The organism is Nitrincola tibetensis (assembly GCF_003284585.1).
Classification (GTDB): domain Bacteria; phylum Pseudomonadota; class Gammaproteobacteria; order Pseudomonadales; family Balneatricaceae; genus Nitrincola; species Nitrincola tibetensis.
The window spans coordinates 253,646-270,908 of sequence record NZ_QKRX01000003.1; the positions used below are offsets into that span (position 1 = coordinate 253,646).

A 17,263-nucleotide genomic window follows, 5' to 3' on the forward strand; every position below is an offset into this window, starting at 1 on the left:
ACGCGACAAACACTCAAACGTCCATATAGGAAATCTAGTTATGCTTAATAAAGTGCTTGTCTGCGTTTTGCTCGTAGGTCTTGCCTTGCTCGTCTGGAAGCTTGGCTGGATAGAGGTACTTAGTTTTGAAAACCTCAAGGCGCAACAGCTGGTTTTGCAAGAGTGGCGAAGTGAGCAGCCTATCAAGGCTGGACTCATCGCGTTTAGCCTTTATGTGCTCGTGACAGCCCTTTCCCTTCCTGGTGCTGTAATTATGACGTTGGCCTTAGGGGCCGTGTTTGGGTTGGCCTGGGGGTTTGTGCTTGTTTCATTCGCCTCTACTTTAGGCGCGACTCTGGCCATGCTTGTCTCGCGTTTTCTCTTAGCGGATTGGGTTCAACAGCGTTTTAGTCAGCAGATGAAACGTTTGAATGCAGGTGTTGAGAAAGAAGGTGCCTTTTATTTATTTGCCTTGCGCTTAGTGCCAGCATTTCCATTTTTTGTCATCAATTTATTGATGGGCCTAACGAAAATGAAGGTTTGGACTTTCTGGTGGGTGAGTCAGTTGGGGATGGTCGCCGGTACGTTGGTTTATGTGAATGCAGGAACACAGCTGGCCCAAATCAGTGAACCCCGTGATGTACTGTCGCCTACTTTGCTTGGCGCTTTTGTGCTCTTGGGGATATTCCCTTTATTCGCACGCAAGGTTTTAGATCAGGTTAAGCGCCGTGAACAGATTTCAAAATGGTCTAAGCCAACGCGTTTTGATGCGAATCTTTTGGTGATCGGTGCAGGCAGTGGAGGCTTGGTGTCGGCCTATATTGCCGCGGCTGTTAAGGCAAAGGTCATACTGGTTGAAAAGCATCAAATGGGTGGCGACTGCCTTAATACGGGCTGCGTCCCGTCTAAAGCCTTAATTCGCTCGGCCCGGCTGGCGCAAGAAATGCGTGATGCCGATACTTATGGTTTGACAGCTCACGCCCCTGAGGTTGATTTCAAACGAGTTATGCAGCGTGTGCATGAGGTTATTAAAGCGATTGAGCCTCATGATTCGGTGGAGCGCTACACCCAGCTAGGAGTCGATGTGCGCCAAGGGACTGCACGATTGATTTCACCTTGGGAGGTGGAGATTACTTTAAACACTGGCGAACATCAGCGGGTGACGGCTCGCTCTATTATTTTAGCCACGGGTGCAGAACCCTTCGTACCTGATCTGCCTGGTTTAGAGCGGATTCCCTATTTGACCTCCGACAATCTATGGCAACTTGAGGAATTGCCCAAGCGTTTGCTGGTGCTCGGTGGTGGCCCGATTGGTTGTGAGTTGGCGCAGGCGTTTCAGCGCCTCGGATCTAAAGTGACGCAGGTGGAGCGAGGTCTAGGTTTATTATCACGCGAGGATGAGGATGCGAGCGCTTTAGTGATGGAAAAATTCCGACATGAAGGCATAGATTTAAAGCTGGCACATCAAGCGCTTCGAGTTGAGCTTGAAGGACCGCAAGGGTATTTAATTGCATTGGATGCGTCAGGGCAAGAAGTCCGCCTTGAATTTGATCGGCTCTTAATTGCGGTCGGTCGAAAACCGAGGTTAGACGGCTACGGACTGGAGACGTTGGGTTTATTGCCTGAATCTGGACGCACCTTAGATGCCAATGCCTATTTGCAAACACTGCATCCGAATATTTTTGCTTGCGGTGATTTAGTCGGGCCTTATCAGTTTACTCATGCGGCTTCGCATCAGGCCTGGCATGCGACAGTCAATGCACTCTTTGGCTCTGTTAAACGATTTGCTGTGGATTATCGTTATTTACCCTGGGCAACCTTTACCGATCCGGAAGTGGCGCGCGTGGGGCTGAACGAGCGTGACGCGAAGGAGCAAGGCATCGCCTATGAAGTCACTCGTTATGGAATCGATGATCTTGATAGAGCGATTGCAGATTCTCAGGCCTATGGCTTTGTCAAAGTACTCACGGTACCGGGGCGAGATACAATATTGGGGGTGACCCTTGTTGGACCTCATGCTGGGGATTTGATCGCTGAGTTTGTACTGGCGATGAAACATGGCTTAGGTCTGAATAAACTCCTAGGGACGATCCATATCTATCCCACTTTAACCGAGGCGAATAAGTTTGCCGCAGGCAATTGGAAAAAAGCCCATGCCCCGCAGAAGCTGCTGGATTGGCTCGAGAAATACCATCGCTGGTGCTTGGGTAAACATTAGGAACGAGTTGCAGTCTGATAAATAATAGGCCTCGCCCGATTAGGGCGGGTGTCGTCACAAGGTCGGTTTACATGTCTTTTAGAGCGAGTGTGATTATCCCTGTGCTCAACGAAGCTTCCCATCTTCAGCAGCGCTTGCTGGCTTTACAGGCATTACGTGAGCAAGGTGTGGAGCTCGTTGTGGTGGATGGAGGGAGTCAGGATGGCAGTCCTGAGTTGACGGAGGGATTGGTTGATCAATGCCTTGTCAGTGAGCGAGGTCGTGCCCGTCAAATGAATCAAGGGGCGGCTGTTGCAAAAGGCACTTGGTTGGCTTTTTTACATGCCGATACGGCGTTAACACCAGCGGCTACGCAACGTTTAATGACGGTGATCGCGGCAGATAGTCCAAGTTGGGGACGATTTAATGTCAGAATCATTGGGCAACATCCAATGCTGCGTGTGATCGCATGGATGATGAATCGGCGCTCCTGTTTAACCAGCATCGCAACAGGAGATCAATGCATTCTAGTGCACCGTGAATTATTTAATACCGTCAATGGATACCCAGAGCAGCCGCTTATGGAAGATATTGAGCTGTCGCGGCGCCTTAAATCCAAGATGTCGGCTCAATGTTGGCCAGAGAAAGTCGAAACCTCAGGACGGCGTTGGCAGCAACAGGGGGTGTGGCGAACGATTCTATTCATGTGGTCGCTGCGCTGGCGTTATTGGCGCGGGGTGAGTGCTGAGCAGTTGGTGAAGGAGTATTACGAGTGCAAATAGCCATCTTTGCGCGAGCGCCTGTTGCGGGTGCCTGCAAAACACGTTTGATTCCAGCGCTGGGTGCCGAGGGTGCCGCACAACTTCATGCACAACTCGTGGAAAGAAGTCTGGCAACGGCTATGTCGCTTCCGGATGCTGAGGTAACCCTTTGGACGGCAGGTAATCCAACAGATCCATTTTTTCTAAAGCAGCAAATGCGCTGGTCAAGGCTGTGTTTAAAGCCGCAGTCTGACGGGGATTTAGGACAGCGTATGCATGAAGCATTTATGGCGACAAATGCGCCGATGTTGTTAATGGGAAGTGATTGTCCTGCACTGACAACGGAGCATCTTTTGGCGTGTCACCGTGCATTGTCTGAGCGGGATGCAGTTTTCCTTCCAGCAGAAGATGGAGGGTATGTCTTGGTTGGCCTAAATCCGCCCTGTGTTGATGTCTTTCGTGGAATTGATTGGAGCACTGACCAGGTCATGGCGCAAACTCGGGGTCGTTTACGAGAGAAAGGTTTATCTTGGAGCGAACCTGTGTGTCTGTGGGATGTCGACCGACCTGAGGATTTAGTGCGGTTAGCGGAATTGGATATCAGATGAGAAAACCACCTTGTCGCCGACAGCGCGACAAGGTGGCCCTTAGATTGATATGGAGTTAAGGGTTAGGGTAGCGTGACCATACCTCTGTTGATGGGTCCTCAGCCTGAAATGTGAGAACCTCATAGGAGTCGATACGCCCTGTCTCCATTCCTGGTGAGCCATGTGGCATACCCGGTACCGTTAAGCCTTTGATTGCTGGCTTTTCGCTTAACATGCGCAGAATGTCCTTCGCTGGAACATGTCCCTCTATTACGTAACCGTCAATGACTGCTGTGTGGCATGAGGCTAGCGCCATCGGAACGCCTAAAGCCTCCTTCTGTCGGTTCATATCGCGCAGATTCGTGCTTTGCACCCTGATGCCTGCCGCCTCAATATGCTCAACCCAATCATTACAGCAACCACAGGTTTCTGACTTATAGACCTGCATCAGTGGCTGAGCCGAACTGATTCCAGCAAACAACAAGAGCGCAATTGACACCAGCCAAGGATTGACGAATTTGATTGTCATTTTCATGAAGTCTCGCTTGTTTGATTGATTTTAATACTGGTCATCATCAGGATGAGCGCAACGCATAAGAAATAGTTTTGTTTTAGGATACGACTGAATATTTAGTTATGTCTGTATTGTAATGACAATTGTTCCGACCAGGTTAAGCATATTAAGTTCCCTGTCATGTTAAAGTTGCTTTATGCGCTTTAACGTATCATTGGAGAGTTTTTGCATGTCTGATTTACCTTTACCCTTGCAAGCGCTAAATCGTCAACTTGTCTGGGACGGCTTTAAACAACTTTTGCCCATCTCATTGTTTGTCACTGTCTTTGGTGTGGCCTTTGGCTTGGCCGCCACTCAGGCAGGTTTAGAGAATAGCTCAATTTTGATGATGAGTGCATGGGTATTTGCAGGATCTTCTCAATTTGCAGCCTTGGAGTTATGGGGAACCCATGTCGCGGTTATCCCGCTGATGATCACTGTGTTTGCCATCAATGCACGTCATTTGCTGATGGGGGCTACCCTGTATCCTTGGATTAAGCATTTACCACCAGCAAAGCGTTACGGGGTAATGTGTTTGGTATCCGATGCGAATTGGGCGATGTCAATGCAGGCATTTAACCGAGGCGAGCCAGGTTTAGGCTTGGTGTTAGGTGGAGGATTTGCACTTTGGTTGTTTTGGATGATAGGCACTTGGCTGGGTATGGCATTCGGCAGCGCTATTCAAGACCCTAGAAGCTTGGGGCTGGATATGGTGATGGGCTGTTTTATGTTGTCCATGGTAATTGGTGGTGAAAAAAATGGGCGCATTGTGGTTATTTGGATACTGGCGGCATGTTCATCGTTACTGGCTTATCGTTATTTGCCTGAAAACACTCATGTCATTGTTGGTGCCTTAGCAGGCGGGATTTTAGGTGCTGTCTGGATGGAGAAGAATCATGAGCATTGAAACTGCGGGTATCGGTGCCATTGTGGTGATTCTGATTATGTCATTTGTGACGCTCGCTACCCGTTTAGGGGGCGTTTTTGTGATGTCCTTTGTGCCGATTAGTTATCGAGTTAAACAGTTCATTGGCGCTATGTCGGGTTCGGTGCTTGTTGCTCTTGTTGCCCCTATGGCTTTAGAAGGAGACCAGGGTGCTCGGTTAGCACTGCTGACGACTCTGGTTGTTATGTTAGTGGTTAAAAAGCCTTTAGTTGCGATCAGCGCTGGTATTTTGGCAGCGGCGCTCGTTCGATACTTGATGGGCTAAAATAGGGTGTTATTACGAGTGAATGTTATTTTCATACTAAACGCATAGTATGCAAGATCCGATGGAGTTGAGTTGAATGTTTGAAGGTATCCGACACTTGCACAAACGAAAGATAGGCATTTGGTTAATCTCAGGCCTATTGCCTGTTTTTACATCTATCGCGCTCTTATTGTTCACTGACTTTCATCATCATATCAAGCTGTTGCTTCTTTTATTGTGTGTGTTGTTGGTGGCCGTCAAGCAGGGATTAGGCCCTGCTTTATGTACCGCAATTGTCAGTTTGCTGTGTTTTAATTATTTATTTACTGAGCCCAAGTTCACCTTGGTGATGAATGAAACTGAGGACATGCTCGCATTAGGTGTTTTTTTATTCGTAGCCCTTATGATTGGACAACAAACTCAGCAGCTACGTAAGCGCATAGAACAAGAAGCTGCGACACAGCAGGCGCTTCAACGTGTTGAAATTGAAAAAGATCGAGAGGTCCTTCGCTCTGCGTTAATGAGTTCCTTGTCTCATGATTTAAAAACCCCATTAGTAACGATGATTGGGGCGACATCTTCTCTGCTTGAATTGAAAAATAGCCTATCTGAAGAGGATAAGCATGAACTCTTGTCCTCGGTTATGTCCGAAGCTCAACGTTTGGAGCGCTACATCCAAAATCTGCTTGATATGACGCGCCTTGGCTATGGCGGTTTATCAATCGATCGGCAATCGATTGCCTTGGTTGATATTTTACAGGTGCTAAGGGCACGCGTACTCAAGCGTTTTCCTGAGGCCAATATTGTGCTTTCAGGTCTGGCATCGCTGCCGGAAGTGAACGTTCATCCTGCTTTGATTGAACAGGCTTTGTATAATTTGACCGAAAATGCGGTCAAATTTTCTCCTGAAAAAGAAGAGATTCAAGTGAGGTGCCACTCAAATGATGATTGGGTTGTGATCGATATCCTAGATAAAGGCCCGGGAATTCCTGAAGAGTTGCGTGAGAGCGCGTTTGATTTTTTTAACACGCTCGGCAGAGGGGATCAACATCATGCAGGTGAGGGGTTAGGTTTAGCAATCGCTAAAGGAATGATTGGCGCGCATGGCGGACAATTGATGATTCTTGACCCCCTTAACTCGGAACACGGGACATGCATGCGCGTTATGTTGCCTATTGCTGGATAAATAAAGATGTCTAAAATTTTGATTGTCGATGATGAGTCACAGATCATTAAATTCTTGAGCATTAGTCTCAAATCACAAGGCTATGATATTGCCATTGCACAAACTGGTCAGGAAGCGATTGCCCAAGTCGGCTTGGGTAATCCTGATGTTGTCTTGCTGGACTTGGGGCTGCCGGATCTTGATGGACAGCATGTCTTGCAGTCGATTCGGGAGTTCAGCCAGATACCGGTGATCGTGTTGTCGGTTCGTAATCAAGAATCGGACAAGGTGAAGGCTTTGGATGCGGGAGCCAACGATTATGTTGTTAAACCGTTTAGCGTGCCGGAGCTTTTGGCTAGAATACGAATTCAATTACGCTCTACACCTATCTCAGCCTCGAGCTTTGAATGTAAAGGGCTTTCTATTCATTATGCACAACGGCGTGTCACGTATTTAGGCCGCGATATACGCTTGTCTAAAAAAGAGTATGCTTTGCTTTGCTGTCTAAGTGAGAATCCTGGAAGTGTGATGACGCAGTCACAGCTCATGCAACGCATTTGGGGTAAGTCGCATTCAGACGACACACATTATCTGCGCATTTTAGTTGCTCGTCTTCGCGCCCGTTTGGGAGAAGATGCTAATCAGCCGAGTTTAATCGAAACGCTTCCGGGCATAGGGTATCGGCTGATTAGTGATTATTTTTTTTAGCAAAACTCCGCGTAAACCCTCGCCCACTCGGGCGGGGAGCAGTCACCCTAAAGCAATGCGACCGCCTGCATAACGAATGGGTCTTTCAGGGCGGCTTGCGAGTGCTGTAAAGAGTAAGACAGGTGAAACCTTTCCAATCAGCATCACACAAATGATTAAAAGCTTGGAGGCTATTTGTAGATCACCAGTAAGACCCAGTGAAAGACCCACTGTGCCGAGAGCTGATACGACCTCAAAAATGACCACTAATGGGGCCTGCTCGGGTTCTAATGCGAGCAATAGAATACAAATGCCTGTTAAGAGTGCCAGTGTCAGAATTAGAATGCCAGAGGCCCTTAATAAATGTTCAACGTCGAGGGTTCGACCCAACAGGCGTGTAGAGTCTCTACCTTGTAGTACCGCGAATAGGCCCGTCAAAAGTAAAATAAAGGTGGTGAGTCGTATCCCACCTGCAGTTGAACCCGGCCCAGCCCCTATGACCATATTGATCATCATAAACACATGGCTTGCATGGCTCATTTCATTTAAATCGATTGAATTGAAGCCCGCTGTTCGTGTTGTCGCTGCTTGAAAAAAGGCTGAGGTAATGCGATTAAGTCCTGAGCCTAAACTTGAAGCGTTACGCTCGAACAAAAGCAAAGCTAGAGTCCCCAGTATCAGAAGAAAAAGGGTACCGTATATCATTAGGCGGCTGTGGATACTGAGGCGCTTTTGAGGTGTCATGAGTTCGTAAATGACAATAAATCCCATACCGCCAGTAATTAAGGCGAGGGCATGAATCCAGACGACCCAATTTCCACCACTGACGTCTATGAGCGAGTCAGAAAAAATCGCGAAGCCTGCATTGTTGAAGGCTGAGACTGCATGAAATGCCGCGTAGCCAATGCCTTGACGCCAGCCAAACTCTGGAATCCAAAAACAAGCAAGCAATAGGCTCACGATAAGGGTTGTGATTAGACTAAAAATAACAACAAAGCGCACCAGTCTAAAAACAGAAATACTTTCGTTAATTTGATTGGAGGCCCCTAGGGTCGACTGTTGGCGCAATGAAATAAATCGATGCCTTCCTAGCAGTACCAAGGTTCCTGTGAGCATGTATCCTAGTCCGCCCGCTTGAATCAGTAGGGCAATGACGATTTGACCAAACGCTGTAAAATCCGATCCCGTATCTAAGGTAACAAGGCCCGTTACGGTGATGGCAGATACCGCCGTAAAATAAAGGTCTAAAAAACCAGCGTCTTGGGTTCGGCTGATTGGAAGTGTCAGTAGTGCTCCCCCTAGGAGTGACCCTGCCGTAAAAAAAATGAACAGGGCACCACCTGCAGACCCCCAAAAACCAGAGCGGCTTACGACAGAAGAGTTGGCCATGTAAAACCCTCCCTTGTTCTACTCATAACTAAAACTTTATCCCCTGGGTAAAAGCGACTTGGGATCTCGCGAGCCATTTCAAACTCCGTTTGCTTTTTGAGCTTAATCGCAAGAAGAATCAAATCTTGTGATTTGATTGTGGACATAAATGAACGCTGCTCAACTATATTGACAATTTTTATTTCGGCAACGTATTGATTTTCTGTTAGTTGCATCTGTTGTAGCATGTCAGGGTGTCTAAGATGTCTGCCGGCTCTCCGCCCCATTTCCTCTTCAGGGCTAATGACCTTTTGAACCCCCATTCTTGATACTAATGCGGCATGATAACGATCTTGTACTTTACACCAGAGGTTTTTCACACCCGCCTCTTGCAGAAGTATGACGGCCATCATGCTGTTTTTGATATCACTCCCGATAGCGACGATCACGGTTGAAAACTGCTGCCAATCAATGGCTGAAATCGCTTTAGGGTTGGTGCAGTCGGCAATAATCGCTTCACTGACTTGGTCGGCAATGTCATTGACTAGCGACTCATTGCGATCGATAGCAAGCACTTCGATGCTGTTTTTCTGAGCTTCAGTTGCTAATGCTTGGCCAAATCGGCCTAGGCCTATGACAGCGATACGGTTGCGTTTCATTGTGTGCATACTCCTAATGATCAGAGAGTTAACTCTACTCCGAATGCCCGTCACATCTCTGTTGTTAAAAAAGGCGATTCGCGTAACAAAAGCGTAAAATTTTTCCACTTGGCCTGTTATCTGAGGCTTATTGTTGGATCTTCTGGGCTAAGCTGCATATGGCTTAAGGAGGTGCATCGCAACAAAAGGATGATGGTTCTGGGCATTTTAGCGGCGGCGTTATTTAGGCAGTGGGTGGGGTGATATTACGTGTTACTATAGATGCGATTCGTTTAAACCGATTAAATGAGTGTTTTAGTCCTGTCTTTCACAAGGAGCGTTATCTATGAGTGTTGCGATTATTTGGATTATCGTCGGTGTGGTGCTGATTTTAACTGAATTATTGGCCACGAGTATCTTGGCGGTCTTTATCGGACTTGCCGCCATTTTTGTCGGTGTCTTAATGCAACTGGGATGGATCGAATCCACTGCCGCACAATACACGGTGTTTGGGGTGGTCAGTCTTATCTTATTGTTTGCTGCTCGAGGTCGTTGTAAGCGTTGGTTTGTGGGCTACACCTCAGATAGCAATGAGCAGCCGAGTCAGTTGAAACAAGACATAGGCAATCGTGTGACTGTGATTGCTGACTTTAATCAAGGTGCAGGACGTGTGATTTTAAATGGTGTGCAGTGGGATGCGCTGTCTAAAGATGATTTAAAAGCGGGCGATGTCGCTTGGGTTTTATCGAATGATGGCATTCACCTCAATGTGACTAAGCAGTCTCCTCAGTAACCTTTTCTAACCCGATTTAACCTTAACAAGGAATTGTAACAATGACTGATATTAATATTTTAGCGATAGGCTTCGCAATTGCGGTGGTGATCACCATCTTTAAAACGGCCCGAATAGTGCCTCAGAAAAGCAACTTTGTGGTTGAGCGTCTTGGTAAATATTCACGCACGTTAGATTCTGGATTCCATCTGTTGATTCCTTTTATCGACAAAGTGGCTTACATCCATACCTTAAAAGAAGAAGTAATTGATGTTACGCGTCAAACCTGTGTGACTAGGGACAACATTCAGGTAGGCATCGACGGAATTTTATACTTGCAAGTCGTTGATCCACATAAGGCAAGCTATGGTATCAATGACTATCGCTATGCCGCTTCTCAGTTGGCTCAAACCACCATGCGTTCGGTCATAGGCCAAACCGATCTGGATAAAACCTTTGAAGAGCGGGCGAAGATCAACGAGGAAGTGGTAAAAGCACTTGATGAAGCCGCTTACCCTTGGGGTGTGAAAGTGCTTCGTTATGAAATTTCAGATATTGAATTGCCAGCCAGCATTAAAGATGCGCTTGAACAGCAAATGCGTGCGGAGCGTGAACGTCGTGCGGCGATTGCTAAGTCTGAAGGTGAGCGTCAGTCGATGATTAATGTCTCTGAAGGTCAAAAACAAGAGGTGATCAACCTCTCAGAAGCCGACAAAATGCGTCAAATTAATGAGGCAGAGGGTCGGGCACGTGAGATTGAGTTGATTGCGATTGCAACGGCAGAAGGTATACGTCAAATCGCGGATGCGATTCAGCAGCCGGGCGGACAAAATGCGGTGAATCTGCGCGTGGCTGAGCAGTATGTGAAAGAGTTTGGTAATCTGGCGAAAACCAATAACACCATGATTGTGCCAGCTGAGTTGGCGAATATCGGCGGAGCTGTTGCCGGATTGACGGAAATCCTAAAAAACGCAAAAGGCTAGTCAACTAGGTTGTAGACTAAGCGCATACGCTATTTAAGCCCCCAGTGGTTTCACTCACCCTGGGGGCTTTTGAGTTGAGTCTGAGTGATTCAGGAGTCAAACCCACGTATGTTATGGATTCCCTTCACGATTTTCGCTGCTTTTATGCAGTCTCTGCGTAACGCTTTCCAAAAACGTTTAAGCCTAGAGGTCAGTTCAACTGGCGTGACCTTGGCGCGTTTTATTTATGCGAGCCCTTTAGCGGCTTTATATCTGATTGCGCTCTATCAGTTTGGTGAAGCCGATGCCCCCGTCTTTTCTCAAGGCTATGTGGGGTTGGTTTTATTAGCTTCTTTGGCGCAAATTGCAGCCACTGTGCTGATGGTGATGCTCTTTAAACGCCGCAATTATGCAATCGGGGTTGGTCTTGCCAAAAGCGAAGCTGTGATTGCTGCCGTGCTAGGTGCACTCTTTTTTAGCGCACTCTTGAGCCCCTTGGCTTGGTTGGGCGTGCTGATTGGTGGCGTTGCAATTTGGTTAATGGCAAATCCATCCTCGTTTAAAATGATTTCAGTATCGACGTTGGTTACAGGCTTGGGCAGTGGTTTATGTTTTGCGCTGACGACACTTTGGGTCCGTGAAGCCAGTTTGCTCTTAGGACTTCCTTTTTTACACAGTGCGGCTTGGGTATTGCTGAGCGTAATCGTGACTCAAACGCTGATGCTATTGGTTTGGGTCGTGTGGCGTGAGCCCGAAACCTTAGTTGCACTTTGGCAGCGCCCAAAACTCACAGGCATTATCAGTATCTGCAGCTTTTTTGGCTCTTTGGGCTGGTTTACAGCGATGAGTCTGGAAACCGTTGCCATGGTTAAAACGCTTGGGCAAGTTGAAATCATTTTCACGCTGATTATCTCGGCGTTCTGGTTTAAAGAATCCCTTAGCCGACGTGATTTGATAGGGTTAGTGCTGATAGTGATGGGTGCGCTCTGCGTGATTTTGGCCTAATAAATAAACGTATAAAAAATACGTTTTTAATTTTCTTAAAATGAACGATTATTTGATATTATGTTCTGGCTCGGCTAATTAAAACAAACAAAGTATTCGCGGCTTTGATGACTAAAAAAGCATGGTTTTCCACCAATGAGGCTGTATGGAAAGAAAACGAGCGTTAGTTGATGTAGTGACCTTCTCGTCTGAGAAATCCATTGATTTTGAGGTGTTGCAACTTGTTGCGACGGGAAGAGGTTCGATGAATGCCATTATAGGCGATGCTGATCAGCGCTTTGCCTTGTTCCATACGTCGATTGATTGGACACGAGTGGTGGTCGCGAAGCAAAACAATATTCCTGTTGGCTTTCTTGCCTTTAAGTACGGCAAGAAAGGGCCTTATGCCCCGACCTTTCGTCGATTTAACGAGGTCTTTGGTCGATGGACGGGTTGGTATCGTTATTTAATTTTTTATCTGGTCGAACATTTCTCAACAGGAAATGCATTTTATGTGTATGGCATTAAAGTGCAACCGAATCGAAGGCGTCAAGGCGTTGCGTCATCTATGCTCGACTATGTGGAGGTACTGGCCCGCACCACTTCATTGCCTTATATAGAATTGGATGTCTCTGAAACAAACACGGCCGGACTCGAGTTGTATAAACAACGAGGTTACCAGATTGTTAAAAGCTTGAATTTGTCTTTTTTACCTAAGATTTTTAATTTTACAAAAGTCCATGTCATGCGAAAAAATCTATTGTCAAATAACTAGCTTGATAAGATCAAGCTCTATTCAGTAGGTTTCCAGCCCAGCCACTATAGGTTTTTAGTAAGGGGGCTGCGTAGGCGTGGCGTTTTCCGGTTGTGAGTCCACAACGTATCAGCATTTCGGCCATTCCCACAGCCGCACTTACGCCATCAATCACAGGAATGCCTAAGGCATTTTGCAATCTTCGGGTTAAGTCAGCCATTCCGGCACAACCTAATACAATAGCGTCAGCTTGCTCATCTTTTATTGCGGCCTGACAGGCCATTAAAATGCGTTGGTAGGCATCTGATTCTGGATTATGAAGCTCCAATACGGCAATTTCCACTGCACTGACTCCACCACAATGAGCCGTCATGCCGTATTTGTGCACCAGATGCTCGCTCATGGGCAGAGTGCGTGACAGGGTGGTGACAATGCTAAATTTGTGACCTAACAAGCTAGCCGTGTGCATTGCTGCTTCAGCGATCCCAATGACTGGGACGTTAGCCACTTCGCGTGCAGCATCTAAACCGGGATCGCCAAAGCAAGCCAAAATATGAGCCTGGCAACCCACTTTTTCCCCTTCTATTACTTGTTCGATCACGCCAGTCGCCGCTACGAGTTCATCCAAGTATCCCTCAATCGACGCAACCCCTTCACTGGGGTGGCAAGCGCGAAGCTGTGTTTGCGGACTTGAAGTTGATTTAGCCGCTTGGTGAATACAGTCTGTCATGGAGACTGAGGTGTTAGGATTGATGAGATTTATGAACATGGCTTTGTAATCCTGTATACAATATTTGTTTTAAGATATACAAAGAAGATCAAAATTCCTAGATGTTCCCAAATAAATATTTTCATAGATTTTAGGTTTTACATCGTTTTAATAAGATTTATCGCACGTTAAAGGTGCATTTTAGTGATTTTTGTATTGGTTTGGTGCAGTTTGGTTGTGAAAAGTGATCAGAAAGGGTTTGAATGCTTCTGTAATAAGTGGGGGTGAATAGAGCAAACGCCCGATTTTATTGAATACAATTAAAAATACAAAAATAAATACATAAACTGGCACGGCCTGTGCAAAAGGCTCCTGTACGTTATCAAAGGAGCTTAACTATGAAATCGGTACCTTCTGTTGCAAAGACTTGTTTGCGTTTTCCGCTAAAAGCCTTAACGGTTGCGAGCCTCGTCGCACTCTTGCCTTTAACTGCTCAGGCCCAAGGTGTGGTGCGAATTGGCATGACAGCATCGGATATCCCTTTAACATCAGGGGCACCCAACTCAGGATTTGAGGGTGTTCGTTTTACAGGGATGACACTTTACGACGCATTGGTGAGCTGGGATTTATCCGTTGAAGATAAAGTCGCACCTTTAGTGCCACAGTTAGCGACGCAGTGGAGCGTAGATGAGAGCGATCCACGAAAATGGACGTTTACACTGCGCCAAGGAGTGAAGTTCCATGATGGGTCTGAGTTCAATGCTGATGCAGTATTGTTTAACTTCGATAAGATTTTTAACGATAAGTCTCCCCAGTATGATGCTCAGCAAGCCGCGCAGGTGGTCGCGCGTTTACCTGCATTTGAAAGCATCCAAAAAATTGATGAATACACTGTCGAAATTACGACCAAAACACCGAACGCAATGTTCATTAACCAGTTACCATTTATGTTTATGTCCAGCCCTGCTCATTGGGAAGCGCTCGGTGGTGATTGGAAAGCCTTTGAACAAAATCCATCAGGAACAGGACCTTTCAAGTTAGATCGATTGGTGCCGCGTGAGCGTGCCGAGTTGATTCCGAACCATGACTATTGGAATGAAGCGCGTAAAGCACAAGCTGAACGGATCGTGTTGATACCGATTCCTGAAGCCAACACTCGAGCCAATGCCTTGCTGTCTCGTCAAGTCGACTGGATAGAGAATCCGCCTGCCGATACCTTGCCCATGCTACAAAGCCGAGGGTATCAAATCACTAGCAATGGTTATCCCCATATTTGGCCTTGGCAATTTAGCTTTTTAGATGGCTCACCTTGGTTGGATAAGCGTGTTAGACAGGCGGCTAATTTGGCCGTGGATCGTGAATCGATTCAGCAGCTACTCGGTGGTTATATGGTGCCTGCGCAAGGGCTGCTTCTACCGGATGATCCTGCTTTTGGTGATCCAGATTTCAAAATCAGTTATGACCCTGAAGCCGCAAAAGCCTTATTAGCAGAAGCAGGCTATGGAGCGAGCAATCCGGTGCAAGCCAAAGTGCTGATATCAGCATCGGGCTCTGGGCAAATGCAGCCTTTGCAGATGAATGAGTTGATTCAGCAGCAGTTGAAAGAGGTAGGCATAGAAATCAGCTTTGAGGTGTTGGTGTGGGAGACCTTGTTTAATAACTGGCGACAAGGGGCTGCAGATCCTGCCTCAATGGGAGCGCATGCCACCAATATTACCTTTGCAACTCATGATCCTTTTGCCGCATTAATCCGCTTTATGGACTCCAAAAACGTAGCGCCTGTTTCCTTGAACTGGGGGCATTACAAAAATGTAGAGGTGGATGGTTTGATCGCTGATTTGCAAACAGCGTTTGATCCCGCCGAAAACCTGCGGGTCTATACCCAGCTGCATGAAACCATCGTTGAGGATTCACCTTATTTATTTGTTGCTCATGATACGGGCCCAAGAGCGATGAGTGAGAAGGTCACAGGCTTTGTGCAAGCCAAGAGCTGGTTCCAAGATCTGACCCCTGTACACATGAAAGACTAGTTGTAGTCTCGGTCACCTAGGCACTTGTTGAACAAGTGCCTAGGAATACCCAGGAGAAGCATATGTTTGCATTTATTATCCGGCGTTTTTTGTTCGCTATTCCGATTGCGCTGGCTGTTGCAGCCGTGTGCTTTTCATTAGTGCACTTGGCGCCAGGTGATCCACTGACAGCTGTCATTCCGGCTGATGCCCCTGCTGAAGTCGTGATTGCCATTAAAGAAGCCTATGGCATGGATCGGCCCTTAATTGTTCAGTTTGGTTCATGGATACAGCGAGCGGTGCAGGGGGATTTAGGCGTTTCTGTTGCTACGGGTCGTCCTGTGATGGGCGACATAGGTTTAGCTTTGAGCAATACACTGACACTTGCGTTTGCCTCTGCCTTTATCGGTTTTAGCGGTGGCATTTTATTAGGAGCATTAGCGGCTTTTTATAATGGTACGTGGGTAGATAAAGTAGCCACCGCAGTGGCCATTACCGGTGTTTCTATCCCTCATTACTGGTTAGGTTTACTGCTCGTCATTATTTTTTCGGTGCAGTTGGATTGGCTGCCCTCAATGGGTGCAGGGCCCGGTGGCTCTTCGAACTGGCGTTGGGACTGGGCGCATTTGCAACATCTTGTTTTACCCGCCGTCACCATGTGTTTTATTCCGATGGGGATTGTGACACGTACGGTTCGAGCCACTGTATCCGAGATTTTGAACTCGGAGTTTGTCGTAGCATTGCAAGCCCGTGGTTTACGTGCCAGCCGCATCACACTGCACGTGGCTAAAAATGCAGCGCCGACTGTTCTGTCCGTCATGGGCTTGCAATTTGGTTATCTGTTAGGCGGTTCTATTTTAGTCGAGACCGTTTTTTCCTGGCCGGGTACTGGGTATTTATTAAATACGGCCATTTTCCAGCGGGATATCCCGTTGTTACAAGGCATTATTTTGGTATTGGCCATGTTTTTTGTGGCACTGAATTTATTGGTGGATGTTTTACAGACACTGATGGACCCACGTATTAAGCGAGGCTAAGCCCATGAATTCGACAACACAGAATCTAAGTGCTCAGGCGTTTGCGACCGCCGCTGAAACGGCGGCGATATCCAGAGGCTATTGGGCGACGGTTTGGATGCGTTTGAAGCGCGATAAAGTATCGGTTGCCTGTGCCTTGGTGCTGTTAAGTTTGGTCTTGATGGCCGTCTTCGCACCTTTACTGGCCCCGTATGATCCGGCGCAAGGCACTATGTTAAAACGACTCTCGGCGATTGGAACCACTGGACACTGGTTAGGTACGGACGAGTTAGGTCGAGATATGCTGTCGCGGTTGATGTACGGCGGACAAATGAGTTTGTTAATGGGGCTCTTGCCTGTATTCATTGCCTTCCTAATTGGAACCAGCCTTGGTTTGGTTGCAGGCTTCTTCGGTGGTTGGTGGAATACATTGATCATGCGCACAACCGATGTCTTTTTTGCTTTTCCGGCTGTGCTGTTGGCCATTGCGATCTCGGGCGCCTTGGGGGCAGGGTTTGTTAATGCGATTTTGTCCTTAACGCTGGTCTTTATTCCGCCTATTGCCCGAGTGGCCGAAAGTGTCACCACCTCGGTACGTAACCTCGACTTTGTCGATGCGGCGCGCGCTTCGGGTGCCAACTCCTTTACGATCATTCGTGTACACGTGCTAGGGAACGTGCTGGGGCCTGTGTTTATTTATGCCACCAGTCTTGTTTCTGTGTGCATGATTTTAGCAGCGGGCTTGAGCTTTTTGGGTTTAGGCGTGAAGCCTCCGGTAGCGGAGTGGGGCTTGATGCTGAATACCCTGCGTCAATCCATTTATGTGCAGCCTTGGATCTCCGTTTTACCCGGATTGATGATTTTTATCACGTCACTGTGTTTTAACCTGCTCTCGGATGGATTACGTGGCGCAATGGATATTAAGAGGTAAT

Annotated in this window: 18 protein-coding genes; 14 read left to right on the plus strand and 4 right to left on the minus strand. The window is 47.2% G+C overall.

All coding sequences use genetic code 11. The annotated features are described in order from the left end of the window. The first annotated feature begins 40 nt into the window (after positions 1–40). The 3 genes from DN062_RS05495 (at position 41) to DN062_RS05505 (ending at position 3,545) form a co-directional block, all read left to right on the plus strand. Complete coding sequence (locus DN062_RS05495) at positions 41–2,197, plus strand: FAD-dependent oxidoreductase (RefSeq protein WP_112158322.1); 2,157 nt, start codon at positions 41–43, stop codon at positions 2,195–2,197. A 71-nt stretch (positions 2,198–2,268) separates the two neighbouring features. Beyond that, positions 2,269–2,958, plus strand: a complete 690-nt coding sequence (locus tag DN062_RS05500; RefSeq protein WP_112158323.1) for a TIGR04283 family arsenosugar biosynthesis glycosyltransferase — start codon at positions 2,269–2,271, stop codon at positions 2,956–2,958. After that, entirely contained in the window at positions 2,949–3,545 is a 597-nt protein-coding gene (locus DN062_RS05505) for a TIGR04282 family arsenosugar biosynthesis glycosyltransferase (RefSeq protein WP_112158324.1), read from the plus strand. Before DN062_RS05500 ends, DN062_RS05505 begins: the two co-directional genes overlap by 10 nt. A gap of 55 nt (positions 3,546–3,600) precedes the next feature. On the opposite strand, the gene DN062_RS05510 is transcribed toward DN062_RS05505, so the two are convergent. After that, complete coding sequence (locus tag DN062_RS05510) at positions 3,601–4,059, minus strand: DUF411 domain-containing protein (RefSeq protein WP_112158325.1); 459 nt, start codon at positions 4,057–4,059, stop codon at positions 3,601–3,603. Between the two features lie 208 nt (positions 4,060–4,267). Here DN062_RS05510 and DN062_RS05515 point away from each other — a divergent pair, with 208 nt between their 5' ends. From DN062_RS05515 to DN062_RS05530, 4 genes are all read left to right on the plus strand, one after another. After that, a complete protein-coding gene (locus tag DN062_RS05515) occupies positions 4,268–4,984 on the plus strand; it encodes an AzlC family ABC transporter permease (RefSeq protein ID WP_112158326.1) in 717 nt (238 codons plus the stop codon). Beyond that, positions 4,974–5,288: an AzlD family protein gene (locus DN062_RS05520; RefSeq protein WP_112158327.1), complete on the plus strand. Its 315-nt coding sequence runs from the start codon at positions 4,974–4,976 to the stop codon at positions 5,286–5,288. The genes DN062_RS05515 and DN062_RS05520 overlap by 11 nt, the downstream gene beginning before the upstream one ends. Positions 5,289–5,364: 76 nt before the next feature. Then, a complete protein-coding gene (locus tag DN062_RS05525; protein WP_112158328.1) occupies positions 5,365–6,453 on the plus strand; it encodes a sensor histidine kinase in 1,089 nt (362 codons plus the stop codon). 6 nt (positions 6,454–6,459) lie between these two features. Continuing rightward, the gene (locus tag DN062_RS05530; RefSeq protein ID WP_112158329.1) at positions 6,460–7,140 is read left to right on the plus strand and encodes a response regulator transcription factor; all 681 of its coding nucleotides are present in this window, start codon (positions 6,460–6,462) and stop codon (positions 7,138–7,140) included. Positions 7,141–7,182: 42 nt separating this feature from the next. Here DN062_RS05530 and DN062_RS05535 read toward each other — a convergent pair whose 3' ends face one another. Together DN062_RS05535 and DN062_RS05540 are read right to left on the minus strand one after the other, a co-directional pair. Then, the gene (locus DN062_RS05535; protein WP_112158330.1) at positions 7,183–8,508 is read right to left on the minus strand and encodes a TrkH family potassium uptake protein; all 1,326 of its coding nucleotides are present in this window, start codon (positions 8,506–8,508) and stop codon (positions 7,183–7,185) included. After that, positions 8,487–9,146, minus strand: coding sequence for a potassium channel family protein (locus DN062_RS05540; RefSeq protein ID WP_162301252.1), 660 nt, complete (start codon positions 9,144–9,146; stop codon positions 8,487–8,489). The genes DN062_RS05535 and DN062_RS05540 overlap by 22 nt, the downstream gene beginning before the upstream one ends. A gap of 325 nt (positions 9,147–9,471) precedes the next feature. On the opposite strand from DN062_RS05540, the gene DN062_RS05545 reads away from it, so the two are divergent. From DN062_RS05545 to DN062_RS05560, 4 genes are all read left to right on the plus strand, one after another. Further along, positions 9,472–9,918 (plus strand): NfeD family protein, encoded by a 447-nt coding sequence (locus tag DN062_RS05545; RefSeq protein ID WP_112158332.1) that lies wholly within the window; start codon positions 9,472–9,474, stop codon positions 9,916–9,918. Positions 9,919–9,959: 41 nt separating this feature from the next. Continuing rightward, positions 9,960–10,880 (plus strand): SPFH domain-containing protein, encoded by a 921-nt coding sequence (locus DN062_RS05550; protein ID WP_112158333.1) that lies wholly within the window; start codon positions 9,960–9,962, stop codon positions 10,878–10,880. 108 nt (positions 10,881–10,988) lie between these two features. Further along, positions 10,989–11,864, plus strand: a complete 876-nt coding sequence (locus DN062_RS05555; protein WP_112158334.1) for a DMT family transporter — start codon at positions 10,989–10,991, stop codon at positions 11,862–11,864. A 145-nt stretch (positions 11,865–12,009) separates the two neighbouring features. Then, complete coding sequence (locus DN062_RS05560; protein ID WP_112158335.1) at positions 12,010–12,618, plus strand: GNAT family N-acetyltransferase; 609 nt, start codon at positions 12,010–12,012, stop codon at positions 12,616–12,618. 10 nt (positions 12,619–12,628) lie between these two features. On the opposite strand, the gene DN062_RS05565 is transcribed toward DN062_RS05560, so the two are convergent. Beyond that, positions 12,629–13,366, minus strand: coding sequence for an aspartate/glutamate racemase family protein (locus tag DN062_RS05565; protein ID WP_112158336.1), 738 nt, complete (start codon positions 13,364–13,366; stop codon positions 12,629–12,631). Between the two features lie 338 nt (positions 13,367–13,704). On the opposite strand from DN062_RS05565, the gene DN062_RS05570 reads away from it, so the two are divergent. The 3 genes from DN062_RS05570 (at position 13,705) to DN062_RS05580 (ending at position 17,262) form a co-directional block, all read left to right on the plus strand. Continuing rightward, the gene (locus DN062_RS05570) at positions 13,705–15,336 is read left to right on the plus strand and encodes an ABC transporter substrate-binding protein (protein ID WP_112158337.1); all 1,632 of its coding nucleotides are present in this window, start codon (positions 13,705–13,707) and stop codon (positions 15,334–15,336) included. 62 nt (positions 15,337–15,398) lie between these two features. Next, entirely contained in the window at positions 15,399–16,352 is a 954-nt protein-coding gene (locus tag DN062_RS05575) for an ABC transporter permease (protein ID WP_036510910.1), read from the plus strand. Between the two features lie 4 nt (positions 16,353–16,356). After that, positions 16,357–17,262 carry an ABC transporter permease gene (locus DN062_RS05580; protein ID WP_112158338.1) on the plus strand — a complete coding sequence of 302 codons (906 nt, stop codon included), beginning with the start codon at positions 16,357–16,359 and terminating at the stop codon, positions 17,260–17,262. Position 17,263: the final 1 nt, after the last annotated feature.